The sequence below is a fragment of the Rania fehmarnensis genome, assembly GCF_056494185.1.
This window is the reverse complement of the sequence record NZ_CM151398.1, coordinates 7,171,660-7,189,878: the sequence shown is the minus strand read 5'-3', so window position 1 is coordinate 7,189,878 and position 18,219 is coordinate 7,171,660. Positions and strand designations below refer to the sequence as shown.

11 protein-coding genes are annotated in these 18,219 nt (G+C 54.3%); 8 read left to right on the top strand and 3 right to left on the bottom strand.

Going from position 1 to position 18,219, the window contains the following annotated elements:
- Positions 1-510 precede the first annotated feature (510 nt).
- The 4 genes from SH573x_RS24375 to SH573x_RS24360 all read left to right on the top strand — a co-directional run bounded on the left by SH573x_RS24375 (position 511) and on the right by SH573x_RS24360 (position 9,690).
- Positions 511-1,149, top strand: coding sequence for a hypothetical protein (locus SH573x_RS24375; RefSeq protein WP_479350575.1), 639 nt, complete (start codon positions 511-513; stop codon positions 1,147-1,149).
- 980 nt (positions 1,150-2,129) lie between these two features.
- On the top strand, positions 2,130-2,366 hold the full coding sequence (locus tag SH573x_RS24370) for a hypothetical protein (RefSeq protein ID WP_479350574.1): 237 nt from the start codon (positions 2,130-2,132) through the stop codon (positions 2,364-2,366).
- A gap of 656 nt (positions 2,367-3,022) precedes the next feature.
- Positions 3,023-8,179 carry a DUF1549 domain-containing protein gene (locus SH573x_RS24365; RefSeq protein WP_479350573.1) on the top strand — a complete coding sequence of 1,719 codons (5,157 nt, stop codon included), beginning with the start codon at positions 3,023-3,025 and terminating at the stop codon, positions 8,177-8,179.
- Between the two features lie 29 nt (positions 8,180-8,208).
- Positions 8,209-9,690, top strand: coding sequence for a DUF1501 domain-containing protein (locus SH573x_RS24360; protein ID WP_479350571.1), 1,482 nt, complete (start codon positions 8,209-8,211; stop codon positions 9,688-9,690).
- Between the two features lie 133 nt (positions 9,691-9,823).
- Here the strand turns inward: SH573x_RS24360 and SH573x_RS24355 are convergent, their stop codons facing one another.
- Positions 9,824-10,549, bottom strand: coding sequence for a hypothetical protein (locus SH573x_RS24355; RefSeq protein WP_479350569.1), 726 nt, complete (start codon positions 10,547-10,549; stop codon positions 9,824-9,826).
- Positions 10,550-10,771: 222 nt separating this feature from the next.
- Positions 10,772-11,551 carry a hypothetical protein gene (locus SH573x_RS24350; RefSeq protein ID WP_479350567.1) on the bottom strand — a complete coding sequence of 260 codons (780 nt, stop codon included), beginning with the start codon at positions 11,549-11,551 and terminating at the stop codon, positions 10,772-10,774.
- Positions 11,552-11,850: 299 nt separating this feature from the next.
- Between SH573x_RS24350 and SH573x_RS24345 the strand changes: the two genes are divergently transcribed.
- The 4 genes from SH573x_RS24345 to SH573x_RS24330 all read left to right on the top strand — a co-directional run bounded on the left by SH573x_RS24345 (position 11,851) and on the right by SH573x_RS24330 (position 16,216).
- Entirely contained in the window at positions 11,851-12,900 is a 1,050-nt protein-coding gene (locus SH573x_RS24345) for a Gfo/Idh/MocA family protein (protein ID WP_479350566.1), read from the top strand.
- An 11-nt stretch (positions 12,901-12,911) separates the two neighbouring features.
- Entirely contained in the window at positions 12,912-13,718 is an 807-nt protein-coding gene (locus tag SH573x_RS24340) for an ABC transporter permease (protein ID WP_479350565.1), read from the top strand.
- An 85-nt stretch (positions 13,719-13,803) separates the two neighbouring features.
- On the top strand, positions 13,804-14,808 hold the full coding sequence (locus tag SH573x_RS24335) for an ABC transporter substrate-binding protein (protein WP_479350564.1): 1,005 nt from the start codon (positions 13,804-13,806) through the stop codon (positions 14,806-14,808).
- 76 nt (positions 14,809-14,884) lie between these two features.
- Positions 14,885-16,216, top strand: a complete 1,332-nt coding sequence (locus tag SH573x_RS24330) for an MBL fold metallo-hydrolase RNA specificity domain-containing protein (RefSeq protein ID WP_479350563.1) — start codon at positions 14,885-14,887, stop codon at positions 16,214-16,216.
- Between the two features lie 90 nt (positions 16,217-16,306).
- Here SH573x_RS24330 and SH573x_RS24325 read toward each other — a convergent pair whose 3' ends face one another.
- The gene (locus SH573x_RS24325) at positions 16,307-18,058 is read right to left on the bottom strand and encodes a ThuA domain-containing protein (RefSeq protein ID WP_479350562.1); all 1,752 of its coding nucleotides are present in this window, start codon (positions 18,056-18,058) and stop codon (positions 16,307-16,309) included.
- Positions 18,059-18,219: the final 161 nt, after the last annotated feature.

The window sequence follows — 18,219 nt, the reverse complement described above, 5'->3', positions numbered from 1 at the left end:
TGTGGTTCAATAGGTTTGGGCTGATGCAGACAAGCCTATGAAACTGGCAAAGCGGCCAAGCGAAGTTGCGGCTTCAATTGTCGACCGGCTATGCTGACGAGGGATAGCAGTGGAATCACCTATCACTGCTTCGAGATGGCTTGTTTCGAAGATTACTACGATCAGCCAAAATGGCTGGCAGGTTCATGATAGGCGCCGCCAAGCTCGTTGACCGAATCATTGATTTCTACCACGAAGTGCACGAAGAGCACGAAGGACTGAATCGGAAACTTCGTGCTCTTCGTGATCTTCGTGGTTCAAAATCTTAATCGTTGAAACTGGCGATCGGCAAAACCAGTTGCGGCTTCGACTGCAGACCGGCTATACTCCGAGCCGCGTTGCCGGGTTCAAAAAAACATCGGGAACTAAGAATTGCACCACAGCCCGCGACGGTGCTTTGCTTGATGGTTGATCAAACGCGCGGGCGTGGTGAATTCCAACGTTCTGTCCATCAAGGATGATGAACCAAAAATGAAGTCGGAACTTTCAATACCGCTTGCCACGACGTTACTGTATGTGACTGCCATTATTCTCGCAAACTTAGATGGCTATCACTTACACTTTATTGACCCATGGAACAGTAAACCAATTAGTCTGAAGACAGAAATTCCCAATGCTTACTGGATTCACGGTTGGCCAGTTGGATTCGCGGTTCGGCCCAGCGTGTATTCGAAGGCTGCTGGAAAGGGTGTTATGATACGGAGCTTTGCGACAGGCGACCAAGGCGTGTACTCTCGTTGGCCGATCGACTCTTTCGTTCAACGATTTGACTTGTTTGCGTTTTTGACTGACGTTCTCTACTTCGTGGCCACGTCCTTTGGAATCTGCCTTGCCACGCGCCAGTTTTGCAATCGATTCCAGTTGAAACTGCGTTTTAAGATTTCGTCGCTAATCCTGCTTACTGCAGCATGTGCGCTTGTGGCCAACTTTCGAGAACCGATATTCACAAATCGCCTTTACTCACAGTACTTTATCCTCGCCGTGCTTTACGCTGGCGCCTTCGCGATATTCTTTTGGATGACTTTGTCGGTGTGCAATTTCCTCTTCGCCGTTTGCTGGAACACGACAGAACAAAGGGTTGCAGACGAAGCCCTCGATCAGCCTTTTTGACTTGCGTCGAGTCAACTGCTCGGACTCGCTGTACCCAAGCGTTCGGCCATGCAAGAGCGTAGAAGCATGAAACACGGTCGTAAGTTGAAATCATCGTGGTACGTGCCGCCGGAAGCAGCGGACGTAACCACGTTTGTTTGTCGTGCATGTGGTGCCAACCTAACAAAGACTCTGCGTCGACTATGCTTTCTTGATACGCATGCAGCAGATTACACTGGGCCATTGGTGCCAGAAGATGCGTATTGGATTGTTGCTCAGGGGCACCTGCCAACGCGTTTCGACGGAAGACAAATAGATTTCACTGGCTGCTACGCGGTTCATCCCGCAGCACTCGTTGGCGTGGGTAAACATCCCGATCGTGAACGTTGGATTGGATGCTGCGGGCCAAGTGGAACTGGCGGGCCTAACCGAGTCTGTCCTTGCAGTCGTGCAATTGGAACTGAGCGGTCAGATTGCATGTGGCCAATCGCCATTTACCTTGACCCCAAAATCGTTAAACCAACATTCCAGGAGGCCGAACAATGCGATTCACACGAAGCCCTCGATCGGCCATCTTGACTTGTGTAGAGTCTAACGCTCGGGTTCGGTGATCGCAATTCGTTCCCGATGGCAAATGCTCGCAATACTTTATATATCAACTAATGCTTAAGCTCGTTCCTACCGGCGGTTGCGCCGCCGCCCTGCCGTTGCCTTACCGCGACCGGCAGAGGTTCTATCGGCCTTTCAGGCCCCGGACACTGAGTTGGCTTGACTCCAACGCTTCGAGCATTGAAACTAAGCGGAGCAGCCTGGTGGTCTGGAATCGTCATGCCCACTTGGGATATGCCGGGCACGGCAGCTAGGGCCTAACTTTGTTGCGGGTTCGATGGCAGACCGACTATACTTCAAGGCGTAGTCTCTGAGTGCCAGAAAGAGTTCGGGACAGAGCATTTGTCCTCAAAGGATAGTGCACAATACCACGCAGACAAGAAAGGCTAACGATGAACAAGACATACGATCGACGTTTCCTTGCTCCGTTGGGATTCCTCTTTTTCCTCTTCTTTCTGTTTTTCCTCGGCACGACCGAATATCGGCACCTGGCTGCGTTAGCTGCCCCAGCATCCCTGGCGTCGCTTGCGGCTCTCGTGTTTATTCCACGGAATTTGGACAAGGTGCCGCCAGGATACAGGCTTAGCAGTCACGCTGAAATTTTCCAGGCGTTGATGCGCAAGGCTTAGTCAACGTCAACGTTCCCGATCGACTCAATACTTTACATGTAAGCTAATCGTCAGCGGCTCCCCATCGACGTGGCGTCGGTGGAAGCACTACGTAGTTGGCCAAACGAGCTAGCCGATCGGTCATCGGTCCCTCGAGATAATCTCGGTGGTGCCGGGCTATACTTCAATCCATTCCATATGATTTCTCCGGAGAAATTCAATGGCAGTGCTGGGAATTTGGGAATTACTCCTGCTCCTTGTCATCGCTTGTATGGGCATGGGCTCACTGGGAGTCTTGTTTCTCGTTGTTCGAGCTGCAGTTCGCGCCGGCAAGCGCGATCGGTAATTGCTGGGGCAGGCAGCATCGTGCGCCTCCCTGTGCGATGCCCGCAGGGAATCCCGGTACGCGAGGTTCATGAACCAATGGCCAAGGTGTGTTACCAACGATCTAACACCCCCGTTTGTGCGAGCTTTTGGGGGCAACGGGTTGCTTTTACCCCCTGCTTCAGTCTATCCTGATGGAAGGTCGTAGCGGCATTTCGGCACGCCTTGGCGATAGCTTAAGGCGACGAGCAGCCTGCTTGACTACCCCGCCTACAAATTTACCCGTAGCTGAAATTGTACTGACTTCAGTTGTTTACCTACCTAACGGGCACACTTTCGATTCACGAGTTCTCATGAACGATTGCACATTATCTCGCTGCGCCACTTTTCTCGCTCTTGGGCTGACTCTCTGCCTGGCCAAGCCTGGGCTGACCCAGACACCGCCTGCAGACCCAGCGTCCGCAGAAGCTAAAGCGCCTGAACCGGCTGCGATTAGTTACTCCAAGCAGATTGAACCGCTGCTGCGCGACAAGTGCCAAGGCTGTCACCAGCCAGCCAAACCACAGGGGCGCTACGAAATGACCAGCTTTGCGCGCATGCTGGCAGGCGGCGAAAGCGGTTCGGCGGCTGTGGTACCAGGCAAGCCCGACGAGAGCTATCTGATTGAATTGGTCAGCCTGCATGAAGGCAAAGCGCAAATGCCCAAGAAGGGCGAGCCGCTGGCGGCCAGCGAAATTGAAATGATTCGAACATGGATCAGCCAGGGTGCTACCGATGATCGCCCCGCTGGCGGTCAACCGCTCTACAGCCCAGAACGACCACCGCGTTACGATCAACCACCCGTGATCACTTCGATGGCTTTCTCGCCCAATGGTAAGTGGCTGGCCATTAGCGGCTTTCATGAAGTGCTGCTGGTAGCGGCCTCCAATTGGCAACTGAGCAAGCGCCTGATCGGTTTATCTGAGCGTATCGAATCGGTCGCCTTCTCGCATGATTCAACGCGTTTGGCAGTGACCGGTGGTTCGCCTGGACGCATGGGCGAGGTGCAAGTATGGGATGTGGAAAATGCCAAGCTCTTGCTCAGTCATCAAGTGACCTACGATACGTTGTATGGTGGGGCCTTCTCGCCAGATGGAAAATTGATTGCGTTCGGTTGCAGTGATAACACGGTCCGCGCGATCGATTCGGAAACGGGACAACAAAAGTTGTTCTCCGGTGCGCACGAAGATTGGGTGCGTGCATGCGTCTTCACGCCCGATGGAACGCATCTAATCTCTGGTGGGCGTGATATGGCGGTGAAGCTGGTGGAAGTTGCCACCGAGCGCTTTGTCGACAACATCACCTCCATTACGCCGGGCGCACTGCGCGGCGGTATCAACTCGCTGGCGCGCCATCCATCACGCAACGAAATTCTGGTCGGTGGTTCTGATGGCGTGCCTAAGGTGTATCGAGTCTTTCGCGTGACCGAGCGTCGCATCGGCGATGACTCGAACCTCGTTCGCCAATTTCCTGCTCAGCCAGGACGTATCTTCTCAGTGGCCACCAGCGCTGATGGATCGCTGCTAGCTGCTGCCAGTACACTCGACGGCACAAGCAGTTTACGCGTTTACAAATATAACTTCGACGACTCGCTACCGGACAATGTCAAGGCGGTGATGGCCAAGACCAGCGGCGAGCGAAACGCCGAAGAACGCAAGCTGCTCGATGATTATCTGGCGAAAGACATTACCCAGGTCACCGCCTTGGATATTCCGCAAACGAGCATCTACACCATTGCGTTTCATCCCACCAGTCCGCTGATTGTCACCGGCAGCAGCGACGGTCGGGTTCGCGTGGTGAATGTCAACAGCGGTGCTACCGAAGTTACCTTTGCCCCTGCTCCGCCGGTGGACCCCACTCAGCAGCAAGTTGCCAATGCCTTGGCTGCGAGCGATACACATGGCATACCCAGCAAGTCAGCCATTGATCCGAAGATCGAGACCGAGCGGTTGCCGAAATCCAAGTTGGTCAAGCTGGAGGCGGAACCGGCCAGCTTCGTCCTGCCGACCGATCGCGATTACGCGCAGATGCTGGTGACTGCTATCTACGAAGATGGCAAGCGTTGTGATGTCACCCGCTTGGCCAAGTACCAAGCTGATGCCAACGCGTTGGCTGTTTCTGACAGCGGGTTTGTGCGTCCCAAGACGGCGGTCAAGTCAACGATTGCCATTGAATTCAATGGTCAAACCGCCAGCGTGGTTGCCGACGCCTCGCCACTTGCCACTCCCACGCCGGTCGACTTCGTACATGATGTCAATCCAGTCATGTCGCGACTGGGTTGCAACTCAGGCACTTGCCACGGCGCACAGAAGGGCAAGAACGGTTTTAAACTGTCGCTGCGTGGTTATGATCCGCTGGAAGATGTGCGTGCGCTGGGCGACGACCTGGCGTCGCGCCGCTTGAATACCGCGGCACCGGATGCGAGTTTGATGCTGCTCAAACCCACGGGACTGGTGCCGCACGAAGGCGGTGTGCTGCTGGCTCCTGACAGCGTCTATTATCACACGTTGCGCCAATGGATTGCCGGTGGTTCGAAGCTCAATGTTCAGTCGCCGCGCGTGGCTCGCATTGAGATCGCTCCCACGAAACCGGTCATTGAACTAGAAGGTGCCTGGCAACAGTTTCGCATAACCGCTTTCTACGCCGACGGTTCCCAGCGCGATGTGACTCGCGAAGCGTTTATCGAAAGCGGCAACAATGAAGTAGCCAAAGCCGGCAACAACGGCTTGGTGGAAGCCCTGCGCCGTGGTGAAGCGCCGATTCTGGCCCGCTTCGAAGGCGCCTATGCGGCTGCGACGCTGACCATCATGGGCAATCGCGATCAATTCCAATGGCAAGAGCCCGAGCGTTACAACGCCATCGATGAATTGGTAGCCGCCAAGTGGCAGCGTATGAAGATCTCGCCTTCCCAAGTCGCTAATGATGCCGAGTTTCTGCGGCGAGTTACTCTGGATTTGACGGGCTTGCCACCAACTCCCGAAGCCGTGCGAGCTTTCTTGGCAGACGCACGCGATTCGCGAGTCAAACGGGCAGAAATCGTTGAGCAGTTGATCGGCAACCCTGACTATGTTGAGCATTGGTCGAACAAATGGGCCGACTTGCTGCAGGTCAACGGCAAGTTCTTGGGCGCAGAAGGTGCCGAGGCTTTCCGCGGCTGGATTCGCAAACAAGTTGATGACAATGTGCCTTACGATCAATTCGCGCGTTCGATCTTAACGGCCTCGGGATCCAACAAGGACAACCCGCCGGCGTCCTACTACAAGATTCTGCGTGATCCGGCCTTGATGATGGAGAACACAACGCATTTGTTTTTGGCGATACGCTTCAATTGCAATAAATGCCATGACCATCCGTTTGAACGCTGGACGCAAGATCAATACTACGACCTGACCAGTTACTTTGCGCAAGTAGGTCTCAAACGCGATCCGGCCAGCGGTGATCGCAACATTGGAGGCAGCGCGGTCGAGGGTGCTCAGCCACTGTTCGAAGAGATCTTCGAAAAAGGGGAAGGCGAAACCAAACACGAACGCACGGGCAAAGTTGTAACGCCTAAGTTTCCATTCCCGGTCGAGTACACGGTGCCTGAAAATGCTTCGCGTCGTGAACAGTTGGCTGGGTGGTTAACTTCGCCCAACAACCCGTATTTTGCTCGCAGCTTTGTGAATCGCTTGTGGGGTTATCTCACGGGTACAGGGTTGATGGAGCCGCTGGACGATATTCGGGCGGGCAATCCTCCGACCAACCCCGAGTTGCTCGATTACTTGACTGAAGAATTCAAGCGTAGCAACTTTAACGTGGAGCATGTGTTGCGACTGATTTGCAATTCGCGCACCTACCAATTGTCGGTCGGCACCAACGAGTGGAACGAAGATGATTCGATGAATTACTCACACGCCAAAGCTCGTCGCTTGCCAGCGGAAGTGTTGTACGACGCAGTCTATCGAGTCACCGGGGCGATCTCGAACATTCCGGGCGTACAACCTGGCACGCGGGCCGCTGCACTATCGGATGTGGCCGTCACGCTGCCCGATGGATTCTTGAATAACCTTGGACGTCCCGTTCGCGAGAGCGCGTGTGAATGCGAACGATCGCAAGATCTGCAACTCGGCCCGGTCATGGCCTTGGTCAGTGGACCGACGGTAGGATTGGCCATCAGCGATCCCAAATGCGCATTGCCGCAATTGGCTCAGCAGCAGATGACCGATGAGCAATTGGTACAAGAGATCTACTTGCGAGTGCTCAGTCGACCAGCCACGGATACTGAAGTCCAAAACGTGCTCCAAACAGCCGGTCAAATGGATACAGATCATCAGTCGCTGCAGCAGAAATTGAACGATCGTGAAGCCTGGTGGAAAGAAGAGTTTGCCAAACTGGAGGCCAAACGCGCCGCCGATATTGCGGAAACCGATGCGGCGATAAAAGCTCGCGAGCAAGAGATCGCTCCCGAACGCGAGCGATTGGCCAAAGAGCGCGAAGCACGTATCGCCGCCGCCAATGAAGAGCTCAAGAAGTACGAACAAGACGCCGTCAAAGTCGCGGAAAAGTACATCGCGGATCGAGCAGATAAACGCGCGTGGTACCCGGTTGATCCCATAAATATGAAGTCCAGCAACAAAGCGACGCTGGTACGCCTAGCCGACAGGTCGATCAAGGTGCGTGGTGAAAAAGGACCAGGTTCTTACACCCTGACGGTTCGTACACCTCTGAAGAATATTCGCGGCGTACGGCTGGAGACCTTGCCAGATGCTGAACTGGGCGGACGTGGTCCAGGACTTTCAGGCAATGGCAACTTTGTCTTGACGGAACTGGAGATCAAAGCCGCACCGCTAGCCGATCCCAATGCGGTCCAGCCGGTGAAGGTGGCGCGAGGTACAGTTGACTTTACGCAAGCCGGCTTTGCGGTGGAGCAAATTTTTGATGGCAAGAACAACGATCAAGGTGGTTGGGCCATCAATCCGCAAGAAGGTGTGCCTCACTGGGCAACCCTGCAATTGGCCGAACCGCTGGGCTTTGATGGTGGAACGGAACTGACGTTTGTCTTGCATCAGTATCACAATGCGGTGGATCATCGCTTAGGACATTTCCGCTTGTCGCTGTCGGTCGATGACGGCGACGTGGCTCTGGGGTTGCCCGAAGAGTTTGCCTCACTGGAAACGTTAGATCCACCAGCCAGGACGCCGGAAAATCTGAAAGATCTCTTTGCTTATCTCCGCTCCAATGATGCTCAGTGGAAAAAACTGGGTGATACTGTGGCAGCGGTTCAAGCGCCGGTGCCAGCGGACGAGCCGCTGGTGGCTTTGCAAAAGAAGGCCGAAATGCTCAAGCAAATCACGCCTGACGATACGCTCTTGGTACAATTGCGGGGCGACCTCCAGTCCAGCCGCACTCAACTTGAACAGCGGCGATTGACGCTGGCTCAAGACCTCACCTGGGCATTAATCAATAGCCCTGCCTTCCTCTTTAACCGCTAAAGCTATACCGCAAAAAAAGGAACTGGCCCATGTTTCGCATTCAAGGTCCAAAGTGCAAAGACTTGTGCGATCCGCATCTGGAACCAACGCGCCGCGATGTGCTGCGAGTTGGCGGATCGGGGATCCTGGGTTTGTCGCTAGGCAGCATGTTTCACTTGCAAGCCCGCTCGGCCGAAACTGCCAGCGACAAGGCGAGTGCTGGTTCGCCAGGTTGGGGCAAAGCCAAGAGTATCATCATGGTCTACCTGCAAGGTGGACCGAGCCATTTGGATTTGTGGGATCCGAAGGAAGACGTGCCTGAGAATGTGAAAAGCGTTTTCAGTTCGATACCCACCAAGCTGCCCGGTGTTCACTTCACGGAGATCATGCCCAAGCTGGCTCAAGTGAACGACAAGTTTACGATGATCCGGTCGATGAGCTACACGCCCAACGGTTTGTTTAATCACACCGCTGCCATCTATCAAATGATGACTGGTTACACGACCGACAAAGTGAGTCCATCTGGTCAGCTGGAGCCGCCGACCCCCAAGGACTTTCCGAACTTCGGATCGAACATCATACGTCTCAAGCCGACCGATCAGCCGATGCTGCCGTTTGTGATGTTGCCGCGGCCGCTGCAAGAGAGCAATGTCATAGGCAAGGGTGGGACTGCTGGGTTCTTGGGCAAGTCCTACGATCCTTATACGCTGTATCCTGATGGCGATGATATGGATATGGCCAAGATGGAACGCATCAAGATCGATGACCTGCAATTGCGGCCCGATGTGTTTGCTGCACGACTGGAGCGACGCGCCCGGCTGCGTGACTTGGTGAACGAACAAATGCCTGAAATCAATAAGGCTGTGGCCAACTTCCAGCTCGACAACTACTACGATCAGGCGTTGAATTTGATCGTCTCGGGTCGGGCTCGCGACGCGTTCAGTTTGTCAAGCGAATCGGCTGAAACTCGCGATCGTTACGGTCGCAATACATTCGGCCAAAGCTGCTTGTTGGCTCGCCGATTGGTGGAAGCCGGTACGCGGGTGGTCGAGGTCATTTGGCCCAAGATTGCCAATTCTGACAATCACTCCTGGGATCATCATGCTGGTCTAAGCGAACGCATGAAGAATCGCTCGGGTCCGATGCTCGACATGGGCCTGTCAGCTTTGATTGCTGATTTGGACGAACGTGGACTGCTAGAGGAAACGCTGGTGGTTTGCGTCGGCGAATTTGGTCGAAGTCCCCAGCGCGGTGTTAGCACCTCGGGCAATAGCAACACGGCAGATGGTCGCGACCACTGGCCGTATTGTTACACCTCCGTTATGGCTGGTGCAGGCATCAAACGCGGTTACGTTCACGGCAAGAGCGACAAGACCGCCTCGGCTCCCACCGAAGATCCAGTACATCCCATGCAGATGCTAGCCACGATCTATCACGCTTTTGGAATCGATCCAGAAACGATCGTCTACAATCATCTCAACCAACCACGCGAATTGGTTAAAGCTCAAGCGCTTACCCAGTTGTTCGGATAGGGGGTTGCACAGCGCTTCCAACACTCAGACGCATCGCGTGGCTAATCTCACGCGATGCGTTAAATTGAATGGTCTAAGAGGGTATCGCTCGGCGGCCTTGACAAGAATCTGCGAAGCCCATCAAGCGTGCGCGTTAATCATTAAGTGCGAGTTTAGGGCGAGCTTTACGTGATCTAAGTTTTCGCAACCCAATCGCAGTAATGCTCACTAGGGACAGCAGTGTGACACTCGGTTCCGGCACAGCTGTGGGTGTCAGATCAAATGAGATCGACCAACCCCCCGCAATCGTACCGGAATCGCCTAGGTTATTGTCCATAACATACAGTGCCCAAACACCGTTGGGATCGACATGGAGAAATGGCGCGAAGTTAAAGCCATAGTTCATGCCAATCGTTCGACCGGCGCTGTCAGTAGGAAATGAGTCGTCGTACTCGAACAGTCCTGGCTTATAGGTCCCGCTATCTACTGGTAATGCTTCAGGTATCTGAAACTGTGCGCGATCATCAAACGTCCACGTCTGATTGGTTACGCTCTTGCGCATATTCGTAGGAATGTCCTCGCTGTTTGGGCCTGGACCCGAAAACAGCAAGACAGCTTCGCCAGAGGGCGCAACTACGGCCGCCGCAAGATCATCACTGAAGGTGTGCGAAATATCATGTATCGTGAGCGTGAAGTTGAAAACCTGTCCATTAACGCCACTAGCAGTGATGGCAGACGGATATGGATTGGCCACGCCACGCCTGGGTATCGTGATTAGCGAGTTGTTGCTAAAGGTAATAATCTCCGCAGGGAGGTTATCAATCAGGATGCCGATGACGGCAAGCCATGTTCCAAGGCCTACCAAGGGGCGAAATAACATAAGAGAGTCCGTCGATCATGTCGGCAAAGAGAGGGGGCAAAATGCGACAAATTGGCAACGCCTGTGGATGCGCAATAGCACTTGAGACTAAATCGGTTGTGCATCCGAGTCAAGCGAAATCTATGGCGATTGGTCGCAGTCCTACCACAACAAGGCTGGAAAAGCCGGTAAAGGCAGCTGGAACTCCTTTGCGGCCTGTGTAACGTGAGTTGTCGCCCTAATCTATTCGGCACTAATCTCGTCACACGGACAGTCGGCTTCCATTAAGTCATCGCAGCTGCGCTCATCGCACTGAAACAATACAAAGTATGCAATCGGCACTAGCTCTTGACCAACTTTGATATTGGCTCTCCCCAGCAGCAAGTCGTGGTCCACCATAACCAACTCGTCGACGAGCCGTTTCGAGGGGCTCAACCAACTATTGGCCACTCGGGTATAGTCGAGCTTCATGGGTTGACACGGTAAGCAAGGCTCGATGATTGCAAAGTTGCCTATGGAATTCGGCTTGCAACGAAACACGCTTTCCACTTCTTCGAACCCCCGACATGGTAGTTCAGCTATCGGCACTTGGTTGACTGCCAGGTTGTAACCTCGCGGTGAACAGCCGTCGGTTTGGAAGACTTTAATGTCCTGGGTCATGCCTATGGCTGCCGCCCCGAGTCCTTTGTTGATGCCGAACCACTTGCCATGTAGCACCGTTAGAGGCGGGGCTGGCTGCCGGCGCAGCAGCGATTCCAGGTCTTGGCAGCTGCGACTGGCCAGTTCCAGTGCACGAGCACAGTTTTCGCGATTGTCATGCGCAGCACATTTGCATTGGCAACAGCTGAGCGCTTCTTCGTAGGTCGTGCCTAGGTTCCAGCGCGTAAAGGACACCCGGGCCCCAAAGGCGTCAACTTGCTTGCCCAACCAGCCGCGCGAGCCTGGCGTCGATCGGCATCCGACGCCGCTGACGATCAAGAGCAATACAATCAGGTATCCATACCTCAAGCGCGGCTTGAACATGCTGGGTGTGTCCCTCCCTGGATCACTGCCACTGGGCCCCTGAAGGGCCTCTGCCCTTAGGACCAAAAATTAACGCCTCCTGAGAGGCGTTTCGCGTTCACTGGGCAGGTGCTTCCAACCACGCTGACCAGCTGCCGGTATGGTCGACCTATTGGGTGTACAGTCAAGCGTCTATGATAGCAATTAACCGATGTTTAGGTAGCATTGCTGCCCTGCGCACTGGTTAGCTAAAGCTAGCAGTCTGGTGTAAGCTACTGCTTCGCAACGCATGCTTCAGAAAATGGGATAGGAACGGATAAATGGCTGTCGGCTTTGGAATCGTTGGTTGTGGCATGATCGCCAAGTTTCACGCACGTGCAATTCGCGACATAAAGGGTGCCAAGCTAGTCGCGTGCTTTAACCGTACGATCGACAAAGCCAACGCATTGGCCGCGGAGTTCGGAGGCGAACCAACCGACAATCTCGACGCCATGTTGCAACGACCTGACATTCAGGTCGTGACAATCTGTACACCCAGTGGGGCCCACATGGAACCGGCGATTGCTGCCGCCAAGGCGGGAAAACATGTCATCGTCGAGAAACCTCTGGATGTCACGTTAAAGCGCTGCGACGCGATGATCGCCGCTTGCGAAAAGTCTGGCGTCAAACTCGGTACGATCTTTCCTTCTCGGTTCCATCAGTCCAGCCAAATCCTCAAAAAGGCTGTCGACGACGGTCGCTTCGGAACTTTGACGTTGGGCGATGCGTACGTCAAGTGGTATCGCACGCAAGCCTACTACGACAGCGGCGCATGGCGTGGCACATGGAAGCTCGATGGCGGTGGAGCTCTGATGAACCAGGCGATACACAGCGTCGATTTGCTGCTGTGGTTGATGGGGCCCGTGGTAGAGGTTTCGGCCCATACGGCCATGCTGGCTCATGAGCGCATCGAAGTCGAGGACGTAGCTACCGCAACTCTGAAGTTTGCCAGCGGCGCCTTGGGTGTTATCGAGGCCACCACCGCGGCCTTTCCTGGTTCGTTAAAGAAGATTGAACTTAGCGGTTCTCAAGGTATGGCTGTGTTGGAAGAAGAAAGCATCATTAAGTGGCAATTTGCCAAAATGACTAAACGCGATCAGCAGTTGCTCGACGAAATGCAGAATCGCACCAAGACAGGCGGTGGGGCAGCGGATCCGGCCGCGATCGGACACCAGGCCCACGCCGAACTATTCAAAGAATTTTTGAAAGCCATCAAGGACGGCAAGACCCCCAACCTCGATGGCCGTGAAGGACGACGAAGCGTCGAATTGATCCTGGCTATCTACAAGAGTGCGAAAACTGGTAAGTCCGTCAAGCTGCCATTGAAGTAGACGAAGTACAATTGCCTCGATCCATCATCTACAACGTTACGCGTCAAACACTTACCATCCTGGCCACGCTGCTGCTCTTTGCGGTCGTATGGCAAGTCGCGGTGGCTGCGCTGAACATTCACCCGATCGTGCTGCCTGCGCCAACCCGAGTGTTGCGCGTGGCCATCACAGAATTCACAACCTTGCGGAAAGCCTTTTTCAATACAGCTGCAGCGTCGCTGTGCGGCTTGGGAACGAGCATCGTACTGGGGTCGCTCATCGCGATTCTCTTCAGTCAATCACAACTACTGCGACGAGCCCTTTATCCGTATGTGGTCTTTCTACAGACGGTTCCCATCATTGCCATCGCCCCACTGCTCATCACCTGGTCGGGTTACAAGTGGCGTACGGTTGTGTTGGTCTCGGTAATCATCAGTTTGTTTCCGATCATCTCTAACGTCACCGCCGGCTTGATTTCGGTCGACAAGAATTTGCGCGACCTGTTTCGCTTGTCGCATGCGACACGCGCACAGACGCTAGTTAAGTTACACATTCCTTTCGCGATTAGCCACTTAGTGCTCGGCACACGCGTTAGCGCCGGTCTGGCGGTTATCGGCGCCATCGTCGGCGAGTTCTTCGTGGGTAGCAGTGGGATCGACACAGCCGGTCTGGGTACAATTATGACCAGTTGGCAAAATTTAGCTCGCACCGATGCCCTGATCGCGGCCGCACTAACCAGTACACTATTGGGACTGTTAATACTCGGCCTGGTCAACGTACTGGCTGCGACGCTGCTACGCCGCTGGACAAGCGATGTGGGCTTTGAAAGCGGAGAGTAACTGTGGCACCAGCGGATCCCCCTGAGCGAATCGTCTATTCACCTGCAACGTGTGTCCTTTTAAATTCCTGATGGGCAGAACGAGAATGCATAAATCACTTCGACCATTTGTCTACATGATCTATGTAGCACTGGTATGTCTGGTCGGCTGCGAACCGACCGAAAAAACGGCCTCGATGGGTGCACCTTCATCAGCATCCGGCGGCGGTACCGCACCAGACAAGGTTACCTTGATGTTGAACTGGTACCCAGAAGCTGAACACGGCGGCTTCTACGCAGCCAAAGTCCATGGCATTTTCGAAAAGTACGGCTTAGATGTCGAGATACGTCCAGGTGGCGAGAATGCCCCGGTTGCCCAAGAACTCGTGACCGGTCGCGTGCAATTTGCTGTGGGCAACGCCGATGACGTGCTGTTGTTTCGAGAGCAGACCGCCGATATCGTAGCGCTACTGGCACCCATCCAGCAAACGCCGCGCTGCATCCTGGTGCGCGCCGAATCGGGTATCGACTCCCTGGCAAAACTGAAGGGCTTGACCTTGCAAGCCAATAAAGGTCAAGCCTTTCTGAGCTTCATGGAAAAGCTCGGGATGCTCGAAGGTGTGCAGGTCGTACCCTACTCAGGTTCGGTCGCCCAGTTTGTGAGCGACAAGAATACTGCCATTCAGGCCTACAATTTCAGCGAACCGCTGCTGGCGGAACAGCAAGGAGTTAAAATCAGCACGTTGATGCTCTCCGAAATCGACTTCAATCCTTATGCGTCCTGCCTCATGGCCACGGGCGAACTGGTAAAGACGCGCGGAGATTTGGCTAAACGTATGACAGCCGCTTGTCGCGAAGGTTGGCAGAAGTACCTCGAGTCGCCATCAGAGACCAACGCGGCGATTCTGAAAGTCAATCCAGAACGCATGACTCAAGAAGCTCTCGACTATGGTGCCCAGAAACTCAAGCCGCTCTGTGCCAGTGGCGACCAGCCAGCTGGAACTGGCAAGATGACCACGGAACGCTGGCAGAAACTCGTCGAGCAGTTCATTGATTTGAAACTGGTCACTCCCGACAAAGTCAAAGCCGAACAAGCCTTCGTCGAGCTGTAACCCAGTTCTTCAATCGTAAATCGTAAATCGTAAATCGCAAATCGCAAATCGCAAATCTCCAAGAGAGCCATCTTTGATGCATGTAATTCATCATGGTGCACATGAAGGCGTTACAGGATCATGTCACCAGTTGATGCTGACTGAGAAACGTTCGCTGTTGATTGACTGCGGGCAGTTTCAAGGCCAAGACGCCAAGAATCACGATGAAACTCAGATCGAGTTTCCGATCGATGGTATTCAAGCGTTGATCTTGACGCACGTGCACCTGGATCACATTGGACGAGTGCCCTATCTGATTGCTGCGGGTTTCAACGGTCCCATTTTCTGTACTCCGCCGACGGCCAAGCTGTTACCGTTAATGTTGGAAGATGCCTTGCGATTGGGGGTTACGCGAAACAAGCGACTGATTGCCCGGTTCCTTCAAGAACTTAAACGCCTGGTGCGGCCAATCGGTTACGGCAAGTGGCATAAACTCGATGGTGGTTCCCAGTTCCGCTTTCACCCTGCAGGACACGTGCTGGGCTCGGCATACGTCGAAGTCGAGTTTGGAGAGGAACGGTTTGTATTTAGCGGCGACTTGGGCTCGCGCAATGCGCCACTACTGAACGAACCGCAGAGTCCAGAGAAAGCAGATCTGTTAGTATTGGAGAGCACTTATGGCAATCGCTTGCACGAAGGTCGTGAAGATCGATGTGCTCGGCTGGAGTCGATACTCTGCAACACGATGACCAACAGCGGTGTGACCATCATTCCCGCGTTCAGCCTCGGTCGAACACAAGAATTGTTGTACGAGCTGAATGAAATTTTTCATCGGGTCGAGAAGAGGTGCGGCTGTGATTTGCTCAATACTGTCGACGTCATCGTCGATTCGCCCCTATCGCTCCGGTTGACGCAGATCTATGACTCCATGCGCGAATACTGGAGCGAAGAGGCCAAGCAAGTATTGACCTATGACGATCAGCCCTTGGTCTTCGACAACTTGATCAACGTCGATGGTCATCGCGACCATCTGGCGAAAGTCAATTACTTGCTACATTCCAAACGGCCGGCGATCGTTATTGCAGGTAGCGGTATGTGTACGGGTGGGCGAGTCATCAACTACTTGAAAGCCTTCATCGAAAATCCCACGACCGATGTAGTCTTTGTCGGCTTTCAATCGTTGGGGACACCCGGGCGGTATATTCAAGATCAATCGGGTTGGGTGAAGCTAGATGGCTCGCGTTACGATATCCGCGCCGGCGTGCACACGCTGTCGGGTTATTCAGCCCACGCTGACCAGGCAGATCTGCTGCGCTTTGTTCAGCAGATGCCCTCACCACCGAAGGCCATTCGCTTGGTCCACGGCGAAGAACCAGCGAAAACAGCGCTGACCGAGAAACTGCAGGAGTTGGGATTTAACGTCGTTTGAAATTTGCTTCTTATAAGCACGTGGACAGATCCAATTCGAGATTAGGGCACTCTTCGTGTCAGGGCAAACTGAGCCCCAAACGAACGAACTTCAGCGTTGTCGGCCTTGCCCGCGGGCATACTTTTCGCGTTGCGATTCAATATCGGCCAGCGTAACCAGTGGTTGACTGCAGGCCCAGTGAATGCCGTTGGCCAGTAGCCAGCGAAACTGTGACTGAGCGAAATCACCTTTGTGTCCCAGTGATGTATAAAAGGCGCGTCCACCGCTGGCCCGCACGTTGGTCCAGGCAACTGGTTCGGGCGATTGGCCATCGATCGCCCCCATCAGCAGTGGCTGCGCTGCGGGGCCTAGCGGCATGACTTGGTAGAGTGAACCCGTTGATACAAACTGCAACGCTTTGAGGGATTGCGCCAGTGGTGAATCGACTGGGCGGTCAACCGAATAGACCTTGGGATGAACATCATTGCCGTGATGGTTCGTGTAGTTCCCGCCCCAAACCTCGGCATCGAACTGTGTCCAATCACTCAGGCCTGCATCAGGTGCTTTATTGCGGAGGCAGAAAGCGTGGCTGGCAGTGCGAATGCCGATTACTGGCTTGCCGCTGGCGATAAATGTGCGCACGATTGCGAGTTGTTCGGCAGGCAAAGGCCGTCGGCGAACGCTGACCAGCAAGGCATCGGCACTGGCCAGTTGCTCGATACCTGGCACATGGGCACGCTGGGTTGCATCACCAAAGATGAACCGAGTTCTATAATTGCCCAAATGCACTGCTGCGAATTCGGGGAGTGTGCTTTCCGTTTCATATTCATCTTCGGCGACCAACATGGTTAATGTCGGCCGCGTATCGAGAGCAAATCGAAACTCACTGCCGCCTAAGATGTTGTCACTGGTGAACGTCGGGCAAACCAGTCGTTCGATGTGATCGACGATCAGATCGGTTCCAGTGAAATGGCTGACAAACGGAAAGCAGCGTGGATCGTACATCGTATCGGTCATGTCGCGTATCAAGGCGACTTGCTTGCCGTGGCTGGCGAGTTGGCGTAGACCAAATGGTCTGCCCAGCACACACATGTTTGTATGCACACCGACCAAGGCGACATGTTGAATGCCGCGGTCTTCTAAGATGGACCAAATCTCCGGCCCAGAGTCACTGATAAAGTCACGTTCGGCATTGATGGCAAGTCCCACACACTGCTTAGTCCATGGTGCCTTGGGGTTCAGTCCGGCAGCTTTCAGCGTGGCCGCCCACTGCTCATGTTCGACCAGGTCATCGTCTTCGCCACCAGCAGATTGATCGAGCGGGTAGGGGCAACTGGCTTCGCTATCGATCTTGTCGCACCACTTAGCGATGTCGGCAGGTACGCTAGTGGCAGGTTTGGTTTGCATGGCCCGCCGTCGCGCCGGATGGTCGGCGTACGCCTGCATGCAACCGCTCGGCGCATGGATGATGGTGGCTCCTTGTTCGCGGCAGGTCGTCAGCAGGGCATTCATACGCGGGGTCAACTCGCTGACGCGCCGCACGGCGTTGACGCAGTGGTGTGAATCCCACATGTCGCAAACGATGATCGCTGTATCCTGGGCGAGCCAATTTTCGTCTTTGGTCAACCGGTGCCAGCGTCCGGCTCCAGCGGATACTTCGTTTTGGTACTGCAAATGTAGTGCAAATGTACCGGGGGCAGCGGTGGGCTGCGAATTGGGCGCTGCTTGGCTGGTTAAATTGCTAGCTGCCACAGGCTGATCGGCCAAAACCGAAACGGATTTCGCGCCCTGGCTACTCCAGAAGGCGGCCAATATTGTTAGGAGGCTAACGAAATGGCGTTGGTAATTGGAGCTTGGTTTCATGAGTTCATGCTCGGCTGGCGGCAAGTTGCAGGTGGGAATGGCGGGCAATGGCATATAATCAAGGTAGCCCACTAGAGTAGTGGCCGCCAGATGCGGTACCGCTTGTAGCTAAGATCCAAGAATCGCCCACAAAGGATTCCAGAGCCGCTGACGCGCAGTGC

Excerpts from the sequence above, each read along its gene's own strand:
- SH573x_RS24350 (WP_479350567.1), bottom strand. The coding sequence starts at position 11,551 with ATGTTCAAGCCGCGCTTGAGGTATGGATACCTGATTGTATTGCTCTTG.
- SH573x_RS24360 (WP_479350571.1), top strand. The coding sequence starts at position 8,209 with ATGTTTCGCATTCAAGGTCCAAAGTGCAAAGACTTGTGCGATCCGCAT.
- SH573x_RS24355 (WP_479350569.1), bottom strand. The coding sequence starts at position 10,549 with ATGTTATTTCGCCCCTTGGTAGGCCTTGGAACATGGCTTGCCGTCATC.
- SH573x_RS24375 (WP_479350575.1), top strand. The coding sequence starts at position 511 with ATGAAGTCGGAACTTTCAATACCGCTTGCCACGACGTTACTGTATGTG.
- SH573x_RS24330 (WP_479350563.1), top strand. The coding sequence starts at position 14,885 with ATGCATGTAATTCATCATGGTGCACATGAAGGCGTTACAGGATCATGT.
- SH573x_RS24370 (WP_479350574.1), top strand. The coding sequence starts at position 2,130 with ATGAACAAGACATACGATCGACGTTTCCTTGCTCCGTTGGGATTCCTC.
- SH573x_RS24345 (WP_479350566.1), top strand. The coding sequence starts at position 11,851 with ATGGCTGTCGGCTTTGGAATCGTTGGTTGTGGCATGATCGCCAAGTTT.
- SH573x_RS24325 (WP_479350562.1), bottom strand. The coding sequence starts at position 18,058 with ATGAAACCAAGCTCCAATTACCAACGCCATTTCGTTAGCCTCCTAACA.
- SH573x_RS24335 (WP_479350564.1), top strand. The coding sequence starts at position 13,804 with ATGCATAAATCACTTCGACCATTTGTCTACATGATCTATGTAGCACTG.
- SH573x_RS24365 (WP_479350573.1), top strand. The coding sequence starts at position 3,023 with ATGAACGATTGCACATTATCTCGCTGCGCCACTTTTCTCGCTCTTGGG.